Here is a 16,825-nt window from a genome sequence, read left to right on the forward strand (position 1 = left end):
GAGTAAAGTAAATCGATCCCAGCGGTCATTTGCGACGCAAGCGGCTAGAATCAACGCTATCCGTGACCCCCAAACAGCCAGGAGCCATGATGAGCTCGACCAACCCGCCCTCCCACACCGCCAAGCTGGACCGCATCCTTGCCGATGCCCAGCGCGACCGGGAAATGGGCTACCGCGACAAAGCCCTGAAGATGTACCCCCACGTGTGCGGCCGCTGCGCCCGTGAGTTCGCCGGCAAGCGCTTGAGCGAACTTACCGTACACCACCGTAACCACAATCATGATGACAATCCCCAGGATGGCTCGAACTGGGAGTTGCTGTGCCTGTACTGCCACGACAACGAACACTCGCGCTACACCGACCAGCAGTACTTCGGCGAAGGCTCCACCAGCAGCCCGACGATCGCCAAGGCCACGCATAACCCGTTTGCGGCGTTGGCGGGGTTGATGAAGAAAGACGACTGAAGAGTGTCGTCGCCTGTCCTGGCCTCATCGGGAGCAAGCCCCCTCCCACATTTTGAGTTGTGAACACTTTCAAATGTGGGAGGGGGCTTGCTCCCGATAGCGTTAGCCCAAGCAATACACCGCCTTCAGGCCGTATAATCGCCGCTTTTCTCCAAGGCACCCTTCCCCGTGGGCAATAAACGCTACAGCTGCATCGGTCTGTATAACCCCAAATCCCCCGAAAACGTTGGCTCGGTCATGCGTGCCGCCGGCTGCTACGGCGTGGCCTCGGTGTTCTACACCGGCGTGCGCTACGAGCGCGCCCGGGACTTCGTCACCGACACCAAGAAGGTCCACCACGACATTCCGCTGATCGGCATCGATGACCTGAAAAAGATCCTGCCCCTGGGCTGCATCCCGGTCGCCGTGGAACTGGTGGACGGCGCCCGCCCGCTGCCCGAGTACACGCACCCCGACCGCGCGCTGTATATCTTCGGCCCTGAAGACGGGTCGCTGGATAAAGACATCCGCGACTGGTGCGAAGACGTCGTGTACATCCCCACCACCGGCTGCATGAACCTGGCCGCCACCGTCAACGTGGTGCTCTACGACCGCATGGCCAAGGGCAACAACACCCGTTCGGGCCCCAAGTACTGATCTTTTGGGAACATCCGGCGCCTGCGCGCAGTCAGCTGCATACACTTGACCTTGTTGGAGACAGATCATGAGCGACAGCACAACCTTGCGACCTATCATCGAACACACCCCCTTCCAGAATCAGCCCACCCAGAACGTGCACGGCTGGGAGCGCATCGGCTCGGTGGCCGGTGGCGTGATGATGGTGGGCAAGGGCCTGCGCCGTGGCGGGATTTTCGGCCTGATTCAGGTGGCGATCGGCGGCGTGGCCCTGGCGCGCGGCTTTACCGGGCACAGTGCGCTTAAAGACAAGCTGGAACAGGGCCGCCAGGAAATGAACAGCGTGCGCACGAAGATCGAACGTGCCGGTGCAGAGCTGAAAAACCTGAAGACCAAGGCGGAAGTGGCAGCTGAGAAAGCGGTTAAAACCACTGGTTAGATTCAAATGTGGGAGGGCTAAGCATCAGCGTAAGAGTTTGGAATCGAGCACTACCGACGATTCGCCGATGATGCTCTCGGCCAACTGCACAAACTCCGCGGTGGTGATGCTGTTGGCGCGCATCACCGCCTGCGCGAGGTCATCCAGGGAGCGCTTGTTGTGAGTCTTTACGCGGATCTCGCGATCCAGCTCCTGCAACACCACCACCGCCCGTGACACCGTCGCACCGCTGACGTGGACGCCGCGCAGGCTGGTCACGTCCTTGCCGTCCCTGGCCAAGCGCGCCTGTATCGCCTGATAGCGCTCATCGGTCACCCCGCCGGCACGGCGCACCAGCTCAATGGCGTAGTACTCCGCCAGCCCCTCGCTGATCCAGTCACTGGTGTCGTGGTCGTTGAAGCGGCCAATCGCCTGCACCACTTCACGAATCAACGGGCTGCTGCCGTTCTCGCTGACCAGCGGCGTGCGGCTGTTGAGGTAGATCGAGTCGCGCGCCGAGACCGCACCACGGCGCATCGGATCGCTGGCGCCCACCACCAGCAGCTTGGCCGGATGACGTGGGAACGCCGCTTCCACCTGCGGCCAGACAAAGGTCAGCAGCGTCAGCACATCCATCCGCCGCATGGCTTGCCCCTTGGGCGAGGCGATGGTCACTTCGGTCTCGCCCAGGCGCACGCGGCGGCTGCCCAGGGTGCCGGCGAGCATCCAGCCGGTGGGCCGGTCAAACAGGCGCGAGACGTTGTCGATGCGGAACTTGTTCTTGCCGATGCGCGGCCAAGCGGTTTCGATGCTTTTCCAGCCGGCCGGCAGTTCGAACACCAGGCGCGAGACCAGTTCGACACCATCCTGCTGGTCGAGGCGTGCGGGCGGCACCAGATCTTCGCCGCGAAACAGCGCCCAGCTCGGAGTCATCCGCGCTTCATAAATACCCGGTTTGCGCGCGTGGCTCAGGCGCACCCGATAGGTCAGGCTGGCCTTGCTGGCGCTGGGTTGCCACAGGCCGCGTTGGTCATTGACGCTCCACTGGCCATCGGCCTTGAAGTCGCTGTAGTCGCCAGTGCGGCCCAGGTCGAAGTTCAGGCTCCGCACCGCCGAACCCTGGGACAGGCTCACCCGCACCTCGGCCTGATCGCTCTGGGGCAGCAGCTTGACGTGATAATCCAGGTCGACTTTCTTCGCGCACCACGCAGGCATGCTCAACGCCAGCAACACCAGGCTTGCCGCCAGCTTGGTTCCCGCCCTCATACACACTCCTTGCTCAGCCCGCGCGGAAGATCAGGTAATCCTCCCAGTCGTCCTCGGGCACGCTGCCTTCGCTGAGCATGCGCCCGGACTGGGAAATGCGTTCGTGGTGCACGGCATCGCGGTCGCCGCAGACCAAGTGGTGCCACAACGGCAGGTCCTTGCGCTCGCTGACCAGGCGGTAGCCGCAGGTGGGCGGCAGCCATTTGAACTGGTCGGCCTGGCCCGGGGTGAGCTGGATGCAGTCAGGTACCGAGGCACGGCGGTTGGGGTAGTCGGTGCATTGGCAGGTTTTCAGGTCCAGCAGCTTGCAGGCGATGCGCGTGTAATAGACGCTGTTGTCGTCTTCATCCTCAAGCTTTTGCAGGCAGCACAGGCCACAGCCGTCGCACAACGACTCCCACTCCTCCTGGTCGAGGTGTTCAAGGGTTTTGCGTATCCAGAAAGGTTCGACTTTGGCGGCCATGGCTCTACATCGGTATCGGTAGGTGAAAAGGCCGCCAGTCTAGTGCCCAAGGCCCCCGGGGCCAAGCGCTTACGACTGTCGGTATGACAAGACTTGTCAGTCCAGCGGGGGCGCAGTAGCTTTGAGCGCCGAATTGACGATCAGGAGCTGCCCATGACACGCGTTGCCGATTACCCGATCCATACCCAGTTCACCGAACGCTGGTCGCCTCGTGCCTTTACCGGCGAGAGCATCCCGCAGGAAACCCTGCTGAGCTTCTTCGAAGCCGCACGCTGGGCACCGTCGGCCTACAACTCGCAGCCTTGGCGTTTTCTCTATGCACGCCGTGACACGCCGGACTGGGAGCGCTTCCTGGGCCTGCTGAATGAATTCAACCGTGGTTGGGCACAGCATGCGTCGGCCCTGGTGATCATTGCCTCGAAAACCGACTTCATCGCCCCCGGCGCCACGGAAGAAACCCCAGCACTGTGGCACACCTTCGACACCGGCTCGGCCTGGGGCCACCTGGCGCTGCAAGCCAGCCTCAGCGGCTGGCACACCCACGGCATGGCCGGCTTCGATCAGGAGCTGACGCGCAAGGAGCTGAAGATTCCAGAGGGTTATGCGCTGCACGCCGCCGTTGCGGTGGGCAAGCTGGGCGACAAGTCGACCTTGCCGGAGTACCTGCAGGGCCGTGAAGCGCCAAGCCCGCGCAAGCCGCTGAGCGAGCTGGTGTCAGAAGGTGATTTCAGCCTCTGAAACTGACGCAATCTCAAAATGTGGGAGGGGGCTTGCCCCCGATAGCGGTGGTTCAGTCAATAGATACAGTGACTGACACTCTGCTATCGGGAGCAAGCCCCCTCCCACATTTTCTCCCAGCGCCGCCTCAGTAACCGCGCTCGAAATCCACTTCCCCGCGCAAGGCTTGCTTGGCCTGGTACGCGCGCAGGTTTTCCAGGAACAGCTCCACCATCATCGGCGGCGAGGTCGGCGCGGAGCTGTGCCCGGTCAACAGCAGGCCCCAGGCGGTCCAGAATGGGTGGCGCTGCGGCAACGGTTCCTGGCGGCACACGTCGATCACCGCGCCGGCCAGGTGCCCTTCTTTCAGGGCCTCGACCAGATCGGCATCCACCACCGCCACACCGCGCCCGACGTTGATGAACAAACCGGTCGGCTTGAACTGCTTGAACAGCGCGGCGTCGTACAGGTCATGGGTGTTCGGCGTGTTGGGCAGCAGGTTGATCACGTAGTCCACCTCCCCCACCAACCGACCCAGTTGGTCGAGCCCGGCCACTTCGATAAACGGCGCTTGTTCCCGCGCAGTGCTGGCGATGCCGTACAACTTGACGCCGAACGGCACGAGAAACTCGGCGACACGCTGGCCGATGTCGCCGGTACCCACGATCAACGCCTTGCGCCCCGCCAGGCTCTGGCCAGTGCGGCTGTCCCACTTGCGCTCAACCTGGCTGACCAGTCGCGCCAGTACTTCGCGCTCGTGGCCCAGCATGTAGGTGAGGACAAATTCGGCCATGACCTGGCCAAAAATACCGACGGCGCGGGTCAGGCGATAGTCGCGGGGCAAGCCTTCGGCCAGCAGCGGCGTAATACCGGCCCAGGTCGATTGCAGCCACTGCGGCTGGTGGCCCTGGCGCAACAGCGTCGCCAACAGGTCCGGCTGGCCCAGCCATACCGGGCAATCGGCGGCCAGGCGCGACAGCTCGGCCGAGTCGCCGCTGGTGAGCACCTCCAGGTCCGGCGCCGCGTCATTGAGCAATTGGGCGTAGAGCGGGTGATCCTGTTCAGCAATCAGAACACGCATGGTTCAAACCTTTCAAAAACAGTGCAGACGGCCGCCCGCTTCCCTACGGCCACCGCCCACTAATACGATTCCATTGAAACCTGTGCCCCGGGCGAGGCACTGCCCGATCACATCGGGTCGTTGCGACGCAGCAGCTCTTCGGGCAGGTGCTCGATGTACTCGTCCTCGGCCGGCGGCATTTGCAGGTGATAGCCCTGCTTGTCGAGATTTTCCAGCACCACGATGATGTCTTCGCGGGACAACTTGCGCTCCGGCGTCAGCACCATGTCGAAGGCGTGGTGCGGTTTGCCGAACGCCGCCATCAAGGGCTCCGGCACGCGCTCCAGGGCGTCGCTTTTGAGCACGTAGAGGTACATGCCGTCTTTTTTCAGGCTGCGATAGATGGAGCAAATACGTTTCAAGGCTGTTCTCCGGCAGTGGCCAGGCTGTCGAGCAGCGCCTGGCCCATCAACTCGCGGCGCCAGCCACGCAGCGAGTCTGGCAATTGGTAAGGCCCATCGGGGTAGCCACTTTTAACCAGGGCTTCGAGGGTTTTCTTGCGCAGCATCAGTTCCGGCGCCATGTCCAGGCGCTCGGCGAATGTCTGGCCGAGGGCGCGCAGTTGCTTGATCAGCGTGGCGGCGTCCACCGGCAGCGGTTCAGCCACGGCCGGCGGCCACTGGTCCATGGAAACGCTACCGGCACGCTTGATCAGGTCCAGCAGGAACTGGCCATCCTGGCGCACGGTACGCGGGTGCATGTCTTCGATCTTGCCCAGGGCGGCGAGGTTGTCCGGCTGGGACTTGGCCAGGGGCCACAGCGAGTGTTCGCGAATGATGCGGTTGCGCGGCAGGTCACGGGCGCGGGCCTGTTGCTCGCGCCAGGCACAGAGTTCACGCAATACGGCGAGCTGGGCACGGGACAGTTTCCACGCCAGCTTGGCGTCACGGTAGACCTCGTACGGGTCGACTTCGCGGCGCAGGTTGGCAACCAGTTCGGCGCCGTCTTCCAGGACCCAGGCGTATTTATCATCCGACAAGCGCGGGCGCAGGCGAATGTAGACCTCGGCCAGGTGCACGGCGTCTTCGGCGGCGTAGCTCACCTGGGTCTCGGACAATGGCCGCTGCAGCCAGTCCGAGCGGGTCTCGCCCTTGGGCAACTCGATATCGAGCACGGCTTGCACCAGGCGCGAGTAGCCCATGGAGAAGCCGAGGTTCAGGTAGGCGGCGGCCAATTGGGTATCGAACAACGGCACCGGCAGGCTGCCGGTCAGGCGCAGCAACACCTCAAGGTCTTCGCTGCAGGCGTGCACCACCTTGATCACCGCCGGGTTCTCCAGCAACGCGGCCAGGGGTTGCCAGTTGTCGATGGTCAGGGGATCGATCAGGTAAGCGCGTACGCCATCACCGATCTGGATCAGCCCGGCAATGGGATAAAAAGTGTCGACCCGCATGAATTCGGTGTCGAGGGCGACGAATGGCAACTGCTGCCATTCGGCGCAATGCTGGCCGAGGCTATCGTTGTCGCAGATCCAGTGAATATCGATGGCCACACGGCTCTCCCTTGAAGAATGGCGCGCAGTATATATCGCGAACGGGGCTAGCGAGCATCCGCAGTGCACAGGCAACCATGAAAACTCAGACAGGAGATGAAGAATAGTCCGACAAGTAGGAGTTATCCTTTCTTACGAAGAACGTAGACCCGCCACAGGCTGGAGCCCGGCATGAATTCCTGCTGACTCAAGACCTTGAACCCGGCCTGGCGAAATTCCTCTTCCACGGCGGTACGCGAGGGTACCGACACAATCACCGTGTCGCGGCTGACCCGGTGAAACTCGCGCAGCAACGCCATGCGCCCTTCGCTGCTGGGCACATGACGAAACAACTCCAGGCAGAAAATGCAATCCACCGCATTCGCCGACAAGCCGATGGAAAACGCCGAGCCCTGGAAGGTCTTGACGCGCTTGAGCAATGACGCCGGATGGTGGCTACGGGCGTGGTCGAGCATGTCCTGGGAATTGTCCGAGGCCAGGATCACCCGGTTGACGTGCTCGGCCAACACCGGCCAGAAGCGCCCCGAGCCGCAGGCCAGGTCCAGGATCAGCCCCGGCTCGCCAGCGACCTTGAGCGCCTGGCGCACCAACCACTCGTCGCGCCATGACGCCAGGCGCTGGCGCAGACCGGGCGGGCGCGTGTCACCGCAGACCCTGGCGTGCTCAAGGCCACAGCGTTCGGCGTATTCGATCTCGATGGAAGAAGGAGGTTGTGGCGACATCGCAGGCTCATGTGACTGAAACGGTAGTGAACGACCTTGATTCGCAGCTTAACCCTTGCAACGTGAAAAAAAGGTCGAAGCCCTCACCGCCGTAAAAACCATCACGCCTGATGCAGATACCAACGCCAGTCCTGCTCGCCCACCTCGCCCATGAACTGGCGGTATTCAGCATGTTTCACCGCCAGGTACACGCCCAGGAACTCGCTGCCGAACGCCTCCCGCGCCCAGCTTGAAGCCTCCAGTGCGCGCAGGGTGGTGAGCCAATCGGTGGGCAGCAATTCCTTGGCCTGGGCGTAGCCATTGCCTTCCACCGGGGCACCGGGGTCGAGTTGTTCGCGAAGGCCACGGTGGATGCCCGCCAGGATCGCGGCCGCCGCCAGGTAAGGGTTGGCATCGGCGCCGCAAATGCGGTGTTCGATATGCCGGGAATGGGCCGGACCACCCGGTACCCGCAGGCTGACGGTGCGGTTGTCCACGCCCCAGGTGGCGGCCAGCGGCGCATAGCTGTTGGTTTGGAAACGGCGATAGGAGTTGGCGTTGGGGCAGAACATCAGCAGTGAATCGAGCAGGGTGCTGAGCATGCCCCCCACCGCGTGGCGCAGCAGTGGCGTGCCGTCGGCGGCTTCACTGGCGAACAGGTTGTTGCCCTCGGCGTCGGCCAGGCTGACGTGCATATGCATGCCGGTGCCCGCCAGGTCATCGAACGGCTTGGCCATGAAGCACGCCGCCATGCCGTGCTTGTGCGCCACGCCCTTGACCAGGCGCTTGTAGCGCACCGCTTCGTCCATGGCTTGCAGGGCATCGGCGCGGTGTTCCAGGGTGATTTCCACCTGGCCCGGGGCGTATTCGGAGATTGCCGTGCGCGCCGGAATGCCTTGCAGTTTGCAGGCGCTGTAAAGGTCGGCGAGGAACGGTTCGATCTGCTCCAGCTCACGCAGGCCGTAGACCTGGGTCGCGCGTGGGCGCCCGCCGTCCACGTCCCGTGCGGGTTGCGGGCGGCCATTGCTGTCGGGCTTCTGGTCGAGCAGGTAGAACTCCAGTTCCGCCGCCATCACCGGGTAATAACCGTCGGTGTTCAGGCCCTCGATCACCTTGGCCAGCAAATGCCGGGGGTCGGCCACGGTGGCGGGCAGGCCTTCGGTGGGGTGCATGCTAACCTGCACCGCGGCAGTGGGGATCAGCCGCCATGGCATGCGCTGCAAACTGCCGCTGATCGGGTAGGCGCGGCAGTCGATATCGCCCACCTCCCACACCAGCCCGGAATTCTCCACATCGTCGCCATTGATGGTCAGGCCGAGGATGGTGCTGGGCAACGGACGGCCGCTTTCATACACCGCCAGCAATTCATCGCGGTGCAGCAACTTGCCGCGCGGCACGCCGTTGTTGTCGAGGATAAACAGCTCGAACATCTCGATGTCCGGATGCTGTTCAAGGAAGGCGTGGGCTTCGTGCAGGCTGGCAAAAACACTCATGGGGGTTCTCTTACGTTTGTTTCAGGCAGGCGCGCACAAGGGTGCGTCATCCGTGGGGTAAATCAGCGTAGGAGAAGGGAATCTGGCGGGCGCGCGTGGCGGCAGTGGAACAGGGCCCAGAAGGCGAGTTCGGAGGGCAGTGTCGCAGGGTGAGTGTCGGGGGAGCCGCCCATGGGTGGATCACAATGATAGAGATGCGCCCAGCGTCACACGCCCGCATAGGTGTTTAAATTCAGGGTTGGCGGAGTTTGGTTGCGACTTGGCTAAACATTCGCCGCGCCTTGCTACCTTGGCCCTTGCTGGAAATAATGACCGCCCCCGAGCATGCCCCAAGGACCCGATCGCATGAAAACAACGATAACCCTGTGCGTACTGGCAAGCCTGGCCACCTCCGCCCTGGCCGACACCGCCCCCTCGCGCCTTGACCAGGTGCTTGAGCGCGGCACCCTCAGCGTCTGCACCACCGGCGACTATAAGCCCTACACCTCGTTGCGCACTGATGGCAGCTATGAAGGCATCGACATTGCCATGGCCGAGTCCCTGGCCAAGAGCCTCAATGCCAGGATCCAGTGGGTGCCCACCACCTGGAAAACCCTGATGCCGGACTTCCTCGCCCAGCGCTGCGACATCGCCGTGGGCGGGATTTCGGTGTCCCTGGAACGCCAGAAAAAAGCCTTCTTCAGCCAGTCCCTCGGGGTCGACGGCAAGATCCCGCTGGTGCGTTGCGCCGACGTCAAGCGCTACCAGACCGTGGAGCAGATCAACCAGCCCCAGGTGCGCGTGATCGAACCGGCGGGCGGCACCAACGAAGTCTTCGCTCGCGCCCACCTGGGCCAGGCGCAAATCCGCCTGCACGACAACGTGACCATCTTCGACGAACTGCTGGCCGGCAAAGCCGACGTGATGATCACCGACGCCAGCGAAGCGCGTTACCAGCAGAAGCAAAAGCCCGGGTTGTGCGCGGTCAACCCGGAGCGGCAGATGCAGTACAGCGAAAAAGCCTTCCTGCTGCCCCGCGATGATGTGGCATGGAAGAGCTATGTCGACCAGTGGTTGCACCTGAGCGTGGCCACCGGCGTCTACGACGGCATCGTCAGCCAATGGTTGGCGGCGCCCTGAGCCAGAGCCGTCTACGCTGTGCTCACATCAATAAGAACGAGGGACGGGACATGAAGGGACTGCTCCGCATAACCTGGCTGCTGCTGTTGTGTTTCAGCCAGGTGCACGCCGCGACCACTCAGGACGAGGACGCCCAGGCTGCCAAGGCCCTGCTGGAAAAAGCCCTGGCCTACTACCAGAGCAACGGCGACAAGGCGCTCGCCGTGTTCAGCCGCCAAGGCGAGTTTGTCGACCATGACCGCTACGTATTCGTGGTCGACACCCAGGGCGTGCTGCTGGCCAGCGGCGGGCCCTCCTCCGCCTTGATCGGCCGGGATGTGTCCGAGGTACTCGGGCCAGAGTTGCGCCAGTCATTCAAGGACGCGCTCAAGGTGCCGGAAGGCCAGGGTATCCAACAGGCCGACTACCGTTGGCAGAACTGGAACGACGGCAAGGTCGAGCACAAGCATGTGTTTTACCAGCGCGTCGGCGAGCGCATCCTGGCCGTGGGTTATTACCTGCCGCGCGCCACCCCGGAACAGGCCCGGGCCCTGCGCAACAAGGCGGTGAACGCGTTGCTGAAGGATGAAGCCGGCACACTCAAGGCCATCAACTCATTGCAGGGCGGTTTCCTGCAGGATGACCTCTATGTGTTTGTCGTGGACTTGAACACCCAGCGCTACGTGGCCCATGGCACCAACCTGCGCCTGATCAACACCGACTTCAGCAAGATCAAGGACCCCGACGGCAAGCCGGTGGGCGAGCCGATCCTCAAGCTGATGGCCGAGCAGGACCAGGGGGAATACAAGTACCGTTGGAAGAACCCGGTGACGGATAAGGTCGAGAACAAGCATGCGTATGTGCGCAAGGCCGGACATTTCATGGTTGCGGTGGGTTACTACAGCCCCTGATCTGAACTGGAATGCATTCAAATGTGGGAGGGGGTAAGCCCCTCTCACATCAAATCTCTATTGTGTCAGTCAGCGGGTTTTGTCTTCTCGCCCGCGCAGCACGCGATTGGGCATCGCGATCGCCGCCGCCAACCCCAGCAGCGACACCCCCGCACTCACCAGCAGCAAATGCCGGAACGTCACCCCCAGCTCCCCGCGCAGGGCATCCTGCGCCGGGCCTGGCGCGGCGTTCAGGCCGTCGAGCAGCACATTGCCGGAACCGCCCTCGGCCACCAGCGCACCGCTGGCCAGGTGGGCGAAGCTGGAGTCCTGCAACAGCGCCAGCAGCAACGCCGACATACACGCCACCCCCACCGCGCCGCCCAGGGAGCGGAACAGGTTGGTGGTGCTGGTAGCAACGCCGATGTCCCGTTGCTGCACCGAGTTCTGCGCCCCCACCAGGGAGGTGGGGAACTGCATGCCGGCGGCGATCCCGCACAGCAACATGAATACGCCGGTCAGCAGCATATCCTGAGGCGCACTGTAGGCCATGCCCAGGATCGCCAGCGGGCTCAAGAGCGCACCGCCGAGGATCATCGGTTTGTAACGCCCGGTCACCGAGGTCATGCGCCCGGCGCAATAGGCGCCGATGGGCAGGCCCATCGCCAGGGGCAGCAAATGCAAGGCGGCACTTTCGGCACCGCCGCCGGTCACTGTCTGAAAGCGCAGGGGCATCAGCACCGTCAGGGCAATCGCCTGGAAGCTGGTGAAGAAAATCGTGCACCAGCACAGCACCGCACTGCGGTTGGCAAACAGGTGCATCGGCAGCAAGGGCTCGCGGGCGCGGCGCTCGTGCCAGACGAACAGGGTCAATGCCACCAGGGCACAGGCCAGCAGCCCCAGCACCTGGCTGTCACGCCAATGATGGCCCTGGCCGATTTCGGTGATGCCCAACAGCAAGGCGGTGAGGCCGATGATCATCAGCACGGTGCCGAGGTAATCGATAATCGGCTTGCGTTGCGGTGCCGGCAGCCCCACCAGGGTGCGATGGGCCACGTACCAGGCACCGGCGCCCAACGGCAGGTTGATCAGGAACACCCAACGCCAGGATAAGTACTCGGTCATGTAGCCGCCCAGCACCGGCCCGGCCACACTGGCCACCGCGTACATGCTGCTGAAATAGCCCTGATAGCGCCCGCGCTCACGGGGCGGGATGATGTCGCCGATGATCGCCTGGCTCACCGAGATCATCCCGCCGGCGCCGATGCCCTGCAGCACCCGCGCCAGCACCAGTTGCTCCATGCTCTGGGCCATGCCGCAGAACAACGAAGCGACGGTGAACAGGCCCATGCCGATCAGCATCATCGGCCGCCGCCCGTAGAGGTCGCCGAGCTTGCCGTAGATCGGCACCGCCACCGTCATCGCCACCATATAACCGGAGATGACCCAGGCCAGCAGGTTGACGTCGTGGAATTGCGCGGAGATGGCGGGCATGGACACGGCGACGATGGTCTGGTCCAGGGCACCGAGGAAGATCGCCATCATCAACGAGGCGAGAATACTGCGCACCGCGGGGAGCGGTGGCGCGGGCTGATTGAGCTGAGTCACGGCAGAACCTTCGAGCAGGGCCCGCGGGAAAAGGCGGCCCGCGGGAATGCTCGATACGATAGCAGGCTATTCGATAGGCTCGTAAGGAAGTCCGACGTAATTTTCCGCGATGGTCTGGCGCCCGGCTTCGGAGTGGATGAAGTACTCCAGCTCGCTCTGGGCAATGCGCTGGCTGAATCCGTCGGACTCAGGGAATTGATGCAACATAGAGGTCATCCACCAGGAAAACCGTTCGGCCTTCCACACCCGGCGCAGGCAGATGGCGGAATAACGTTCCAGCAAGTCCACGCGCCCCTCGCCATACACCTTGAGCAAAATCCGGAACAAGGTGCTCACGTCGCTGGCCGCCAGGTTCAAGCCCTTGGCCCCGGTGGGCGGCACGATATGGGCCGCATCGCCGAGCAGGAACAGGCGCCCGTACTGCATCGGTTCCACCACAAAACTGCGCAGGGGCGCGATGCTTTTTTCGATGGAGGGGCCGGTGACCAGTTGTTCAGCCAAGGCGCTGGGCAGGCGGGTTTTCAGTTCCGCCCAGAAGCGTTCGTCCGACCATTCATCCACGGGTTCCTCGGCCGGCACTTGCAGGTAGTAGCGGCTGCGCGTCGGTGAACGCATGCTGCACAGCGCAAAGCCCCGTGAATGCTTGGCGTACACCAGTTCCGCGTGCACCGGCGGGGTGTCGGCAAGGATGCCCAGCCAACCGAAGGGGTAGACACGCTCGAACACTTTCAGCGATTCAGCCGGGATCGACTGGCGCGCCACACCGTGGAACCCATCACAACCGGCGATGTAGTCGCACTCCAGGCGAAACGCCTGGCCCTGATGCTCGAACGTCAGCCAGGGTCGATCACTTTTAAGATCATGGGGCTGCACGTCGCGTGCTTCATACAGGGTGGTGGCGCCAGCGGCGGCGCGGGCGGCCATCAGGTCGCGGGTGACTTCGGTCTGGCCGTAGATCATCACCGATTGGCCGCCGGTCAGCGCCTTGAGGTCGATGTGGGTCAGTTGGCCGTCCAGCGCCAGCTCGAAGCCATCATGCACCAGGCCTTCGGCATCCATGCGCTGGCTCACGCCCGCCTCGCGCAGCAGGTTGACCATGCCTTGCTCCAGCACCCCGGCGCGGATGCGGCCTTGTACGTAGTCGGCACTCTGGCGCTCAAGGATCAGGGTCTGGATACCGGCGTTGTGCAACAGCTGGCCGAGCAAGAGTCCGGAGGGGCCGGCGCCGATAATGGCGACTTGGGTTTTCAGGGTTTTCATTATTTTTATCGCCCGCAAGTTCCACCCGAACGGATCGAGTGAAAGAGTTGTCATTGATCTTGTGGCTGACAGTTTTCACTTGAGTGCGCAGTATAAGAAGGTGAAAACTGCGACAAAACCTGCGCTTTTTGCCAATTTGGGCGATTACCGCACCACTGTCCTGAGTATCGGATTGAAACCATGACCAACACCGCGATTCCGGTCTTCAAGCTTTACGGAGAAAGCCAGCAATGGCCGACCCCCGATTTGTTGCACTGCGAAACCATTTCCCGGCGCAGTCGGGAATACCAGTGGGAAATCCAGCCCCACCGGCACGCGGATCTGTGCCAACTGCTGTACGTGCACAAAGGCCAGGCCGAGTTGGAAATCGAAGGCCAGCGCACCACCCTCAAAGAAGCCACGCTGCAGGTATTGCCGCCGTTGTGCGTGCATGGGTTTCGCTTTGCCGAAGATGTGGAAGGCTATGTAGTCACCCTGGCGGCACCGCTGGTCAGCCACTTGCAAGCCCAGCTGGGCGCCTCGGCAGGCGGTTTGCAGACCCTGGGCAGCTACCCGGCGGGCAAGGACAGTGACTACCTCAACAGCCAGTTCGCCCGCCTGCAGGACGAGTACGCCGACGACCAACCGGCCAGGGACATGCTGATGCATGCGCTGGTCAGTGTGCTGCTGGTGTGGATCAGCCGCCAGGCCATCCAGCGTCGCCACCCGCGTGCGCCAAGGGGCCGCGAGTATTTCCGGCGCTTTACGCAATTGGTTGAACAGCACTATCGGGAACACCCGAAGATTGAGGATCTGGCCCACAAACTGGGTATCTCGGTCTCACACCTGAATGGGACGTGTCGGGAACTGGGTGGGCAGCCTGCCTTGCAGATCATGCATGACCGCCAATTACTCGAAGCCAAGCGCCTGCTGACCTACACCAGCATGACCATCAACGAGATGTCGGAAGTACTGGGTTTTTCCGACCCAACCAACTTCTCTCGGCTGTTCCGCCGACGGGTCGGGTTCTCACCCAAGGCGTTTCGCGAACAACTCAAGGCCGAATAACCGCCTACCTGAGTGCACTGAAACTGCCGGTGTGGGGAACGCATTGGTCCTGATGGCAGCTGATCGCAAAGGTCGGCTGCATCCGGGTCTGCTCCACGCGGTAGGCGGCGGTGCCATACAGGCCGGTCGCCAAGGCGCAGAGGAAGAAAATCATCAGGTATTTGCGGGTTTTAATGCTCATGGCACAGACCTCTGAGCGGATCTACAGGGTGCTGTTTAAAGCATAGGTCAACCAGGGCGAGTTGCCATTATTGGGCGACATTCAACAGGGTTATGTCGCCCTAAAGACACCTATCCCACACCGGCTCCTCGGGGAACCTCACCACCAGGAAATCCAGCAGGCTGCGCAACGCCGATGGCATGTGTTTGCGTGACGCATAGACCGCGTAGATGTTCATCTGCCGGGGTTCGGCCTCGGGTAGCAGACGTACCAGTTCACCACGGCGGATGTGATCGCCGGCCTGGTAGCTGGGCAACATCGCCACCCCCGCACCGGCCAGCGTCACGCGTAACAACGTACTCGCTTCGTTAGCGGTGATATTGCCGTGCACCGGCACCGAGACGTGCTCGCCGTGCTCCTCGAAATGCCACAGGCTTTTGCCGAAGTACGAATGGGTCAGGCAGTTGTGCCGGGCCAGGTCCTCGACTTTCTGCGGCGCCGGGTGCTCCAACAGGTAGGCCGGGGTTGCGCACACCACGGAGCGACAGACCGTCAGGCGCCGGGCGATCAGGTTGGGGTCCAGGTCGTTGCTGGTGCGGATTGCCAGGTCGATGCGCTCGTCCACCAGGTTCACCGTGCGGTCGAGCATTTGCAGGTCAATCGTCACCAAGGGGTAGCGCTTGACGTACTCGGCAATGGCCTCGGCCAATTGCGCCTGGCCGAACGAGGTGCTGACACTCAGGCGCAACAGGCCACGGGGCGCATTATCGGGCTCACTGACGGCGGCCTGCATATCGCCGCACAACTCCAGGAGTTGCCGACAGCGTGGCAGGGTTTCGCCACCGGCCGCCGTAAGGCTGAGCTTGCGGGTGGTGCGGTGCAACAGGCGCGCGCCGACCCAGTCTTCCAGCTCGGCCAGGTAACGCGACACCACAGGGCGGGACAGGTCCAGATGATCGGCAGCGGCGGACTGACTGCCCAGGTCCACCACCGTGACAAACACGCGCATTGCTTGAAGACGATCCATGATTTGCCCGATTTCAGAAACAAACTATGTCCCAGCATCGCATTTTTAGTCTCGTTTAGTGCAACTAAGCTCTGTGCATCCTTTGAACTCACTGCTGGAGCCGCCCGATGTTCTCAACCCTCAAGCGCTTGACCTTCACCGCTGCCTTGGCGTTTGCCGGCCATGCAGCGGCGGCCGACCTGACCCTGGATGTCTACAACCCAGGCGAGGCGGCGATCTTCCCGGTCAGCTCGGTGCTGGTCAGCGGCGCCAAAGACGCGATCCTCGTAGACGCGCAATTCGGCAAGGGCCAGGCCGAGCAACTGGTGCAGAAGATCCGCGCCAGCGGCAAACACCTGACCACCATCTACATCAGCCACGGCGACCCGGATTACTACTTCGGCCTCGACACCCTGACGGCCGCGTTCCCCGACGCCAAGGTCCTGGCACCGCAACCGGTGGTCGACCATATCAACGCCACCGTGGCCGGCAAACTTGAATTCTGGGGCCCGAAAATGGGGGCCGACAAACCGGGCAAAACCATCGTGCCCCAGGTGCTGCAAGGCCACAGCCTGACCCTTGAAGGGCAGCAACTGGAGGTGATCGGCCTGGATGGCCCGCAGCCGGACCGCAGCTTCGTGTGGATCCCGTCGATCAAGGCCGTGGTCGGGGGCGTGGTGGTCGCGCAAAACATTCACCTGTGGATGGCCGACACCCAAAGCGCGCAATCCCATAAAGACTGGCTTGCGACCCTGCAACGCATCGAACAGCTGAAGCCACGCACGCTGATTCCGGGCCACTACCTGGGCACGCCGTCGCCGCAATCCGTGGCCTTTACTGCCGATTACATCAAGGCCTTCGACGTAGAAACCGCCAAGGCCAAGGACGCCGCCGCCCTGATCGCGGCCATGAAAAAGCGTTACCCCACCCTCGCCGACGAAAGCTCGCTGGAACTGAGCGCCAAAGTCGCCAAGGGCGAAATGAAGTGGTGAATGGCTTTAAACCCT

Annotated in this window: 19 protein-coding genes; 8 read left to right on the forward strand and 11 right to left on the reverse strand. The window is 62.7% G+C overall.

Translation table 11 applies throughout. From position 1 onward, the window contains the following. Positions 1-89 precede the first annotated feature (89 nt). From AC07OT_RS13045 to AC07OT_RS13055, 3 genes are all read left to right on the forward strand, one after another. The gene (locus AC07OT_RS13045; RefSeq protein WP_003210675.1) at positions 90-464 is read left to right on the forward strand and encodes a YajD family HNH nuclease; all 375 of its coding nucleotides are present in this window, start codon (positions 90-92) and stop codon (positions 462-464) included. Between the two features lie 168 nt (positions 465-632). Beyond that, positions 633-1,100, forward strand: coding sequence for an RNA methyltransferase (locus AC07OT_RS13050; protein WP_027604271.1), 468 nt, complete (start codon positions 633-635; stop codon positions 1,098-1,100). A gap of 67 nt (positions 1,101-1,167) precedes the next feature. Continuing rightward, positions 1,168-1,518 (forward strand): YgaP family membrane protein, encoded by a 351-nt coding sequence (locus tag AC07OT_RS13055; protein WP_027604272.1) that lies wholly within the window; start codon positions 1,168-1,170, stop codon positions 1,516-1,518. A gap of 24 nt (positions 1,519-1,542) precedes the next feature. On the opposite strand, the gene AC07OT_RS13060 is transcribed toward AC07OT_RS13055, so the two are convergent. Beyond that, the gene (locus AC07OT_RS13060; RefSeq protein WP_495108238.1) at positions 1,543-2,763 is read right to left on the reverse strand and encodes a hypothetical protein; all 1,221 of its coding nucleotides are present in this window, start codon (positions 2,761-2,763) and stop codon (positions 1,543-1,545) included. A gap of 13 nt (positions 2,764-2,776) precedes the next feature. Beyond that, positions 2,777-3,226, reverse strand: a complete 450-nt coding sequence (locus tag AC07OT_RS13065) for a YcgN family cysteine cluster protein (RefSeq protein WP_003172524.1) — start codon at positions 3,224-3,226, stop codon at positions 2,777-2,779. A 153-nt stretch (positions 3,227-3,379) separates the two neighbouring features. Between AC07OT_RS13065 and AC07OT_RS13070 the strand changes: the two genes are divergently transcribed. After that, positions 3,380-3,964 carry a nitroreductase family protein gene (locus tag AC07OT_RS13070; protein WP_065938925.1) on the forward strand — a complete coding sequence of 195 codons (585 nt, stop codon included), beginning with the start codon at positions 3,380-3,382 and terminating at the stop codon, positions 3,962-3,964. 127 nt (positions 3,965-4,091) lie between these two features. On the opposite strand, the gene AC07OT_RS13075 is transcribed toward AC07OT_RS13070, so the two are convergent. The 5 genes from AC07OT_RS13075 to AC07OT_RS13095 all read right to left on the reverse strand — a co-directional run bounded on the left by AC07OT_RS13075 (position 4,092) and on the right by AC07OT_RS13095 (position 8,749). Beyond that, positions 4,092-5,024 (reverse strand): D-2-hydroxyacid dehydrogenase, encoded by a 933-nt coding sequence (locus AC07OT_RS13075; RefSeq protein WP_330214253.1) that lies wholly within the window; start codon positions 5,022-5,024, stop codon positions 4,092-4,094. A 107-nt stretch (positions 5,025-5,131) separates the two neighbouring features. Beyond that, positions 5,132-5,425 (reverse strand): YcgL domain-containing protein, encoded by a 294-nt coding sequence (locus tag AC07OT_RS13080; RefSeq protein WP_027604276.1) that lies wholly within the window; start codon positions 5,423-5,425, stop codon positions 5,132-5,134. Beyond that, positions 5,422-6,555 (reverse strand): ribonuclease D, encoded by a 1,134-nt coding sequence (rnd, locus tag AC07OT_RS13085; protein ID WP_141157022.1) that lies wholly within the window; start codon positions 6,553-6,555, stop codon positions 5,422-5,424. The genes AC07OT_RS13080 and rnd overlap by 4 nt, the downstream gene beginning before the upstream one ends. Before the next feature lie 122 nt (positions 6,556-6,677). After that, positions 6,678-7,277: a class I SAM-dependent methyltransferase gene (locus AC07OT_RS13090; protein ID WP_115485901.1), complete on the reverse strand. Its 600-nt coding sequence runs from the start codon at positions 7,275-7,277 to the stop codon at positions 6,678-6,680. 101 nt (positions 7,278-7,378) lie between these two features. Continuing rightward, positions 7,379-8,749, reverse strand: a complete 1,371-nt coding sequence (locus tag AC07OT_RS13095; RefSeq protein ID WP_495108239.1) for a glutamine synthetase family protein — start codon at positions 8,747-8,749, stop codon at positions 7,379-7,381. 345 nt (positions 8,750-9,094) lie between these two features. On the opposite strand from AC07OT_RS13095, the gene AC07OT_RS13100 reads away from it, so the two are divergent. Both AC07OT_RS13100 and AC07OT_RS13105 read left to right on the forward strand, forming a co-directional pair. Then, the gene (locus AC07OT_RS13100) at positions 9,095-9,868 is read left to right on the forward strand and encodes a transporter substrate-binding domain-containing protein (protein ID WP_495101216.1); all 774 of its coding nucleotides are present in this window, start codon (positions 9,095-9,097) and stop codon (positions 9,866-9,868) included. Between the two features lie 50 nt (positions 9,869-9,918). Beyond that, positions 9,919-10,758: a cache domain-containing protein gene (locus tag AC07OT_RS13105; protein ID WP_092356617.1), complete on the forward strand. Its 840-nt coding sequence runs from the start codon at positions 9,919-9,921 to the stop codon at positions 10,756-10,758. A gap of 69 nt (positions 10,759-10,827) precedes the next feature. Here AC07OT_RS13105 and AC07OT_RS13110 read toward each other — a convergent pair whose 3' ends face one another. Both AC07OT_RS13110 and pobA read right to left on the reverse strand, forming a co-directional pair. Next, positions 10,828-12,345, reverse strand: coding sequence for an MDR family MFS transporter (locus AC07OT_RS13110; protein WP_495108240.1), 1,518 nt, complete (start codon positions 12,343-12,345; stop codon positions 10,828-10,830). 66 nt (positions 12,346-12,411) lie between these two features. Continuing rightward, the gene (gene pobA / locus AC07OT_RS13115) at positions 12,412-13,596 is read right to left on the reverse strand and encodes a 4-hydroxybenzoate 3-monooxygenase (protein WP_177414174.1); all 1,185 of its coding nucleotides are present in this window, start codon (positions 13,594-13,596) and stop codon (positions 12,412-12,414) included. 189 nt (positions 13,597-13,785) lie between these two features. Between pobA and AC07OT_RS13120 the strand changes: the two genes are divergently transcribed. Then, positions 13,786-14,652, forward strand: coding sequence for a helix-turn-helix domain-containing protein (locus AC07OT_RS13120; RefSeq protein WP_495108241.1), 867 nt, complete (start codon positions 13,786-13,788; stop codon positions 14,650-14,652). A gap of 4 nt (positions 14,653-14,656) precedes the next feature. Here AC07OT_RS13120 and AC07OT_RS13125 read toward each other — a convergent pair whose 3' ends face one another. Both AC07OT_RS13125 and AC07OT_RS13130 read right to left on the reverse strand, forming a co-directional pair. Beyond that, on the reverse strand, positions 14,657-14,833 hold the full coding sequence (locus tag AC07OT_RS13125; protein ID WP_162844255.1) for a hypothetical protein: 177 nt from the start codon (positions 14,831-14,833) through the stop codon (positions 14,657-14,659). A gap of 100 nt (positions 14,834-14,933) precedes the next feature. Next, positions 14,934-15,839, reverse strand: a complete 906-nt coding sequence (locus tag AC07OT_RS13130) for a LysR family transcriptional regulator (protein WP_495101214.1) — start codon at positions 15,837-15,839, stop codon at positions 14,934-14,936. 107 nt (positions 15,840-15,946) lie between these two features. Between AC07OT_RS13130 and AC07OT_RS13135 the strand changes: the two genes are divergently transcribed. Continuing rightward, positions 15,947-16,810, forward strand: a complete 864-nt coding sequence (locus AC07OT_RS13135; RefSeq protein ID WP_495108242.1) for an MBL fold metallo-hydrolase — start codon at positions 15,947-15,949, stop codon at positions 16,808-16,810. The last annotated feature ends 15 nt before the right edge of the window (positions 16,811-16,825 follow it).

This window comes from Pseudomonas sp. GW821-FHT09C10, from assembly GCF_059418085.1.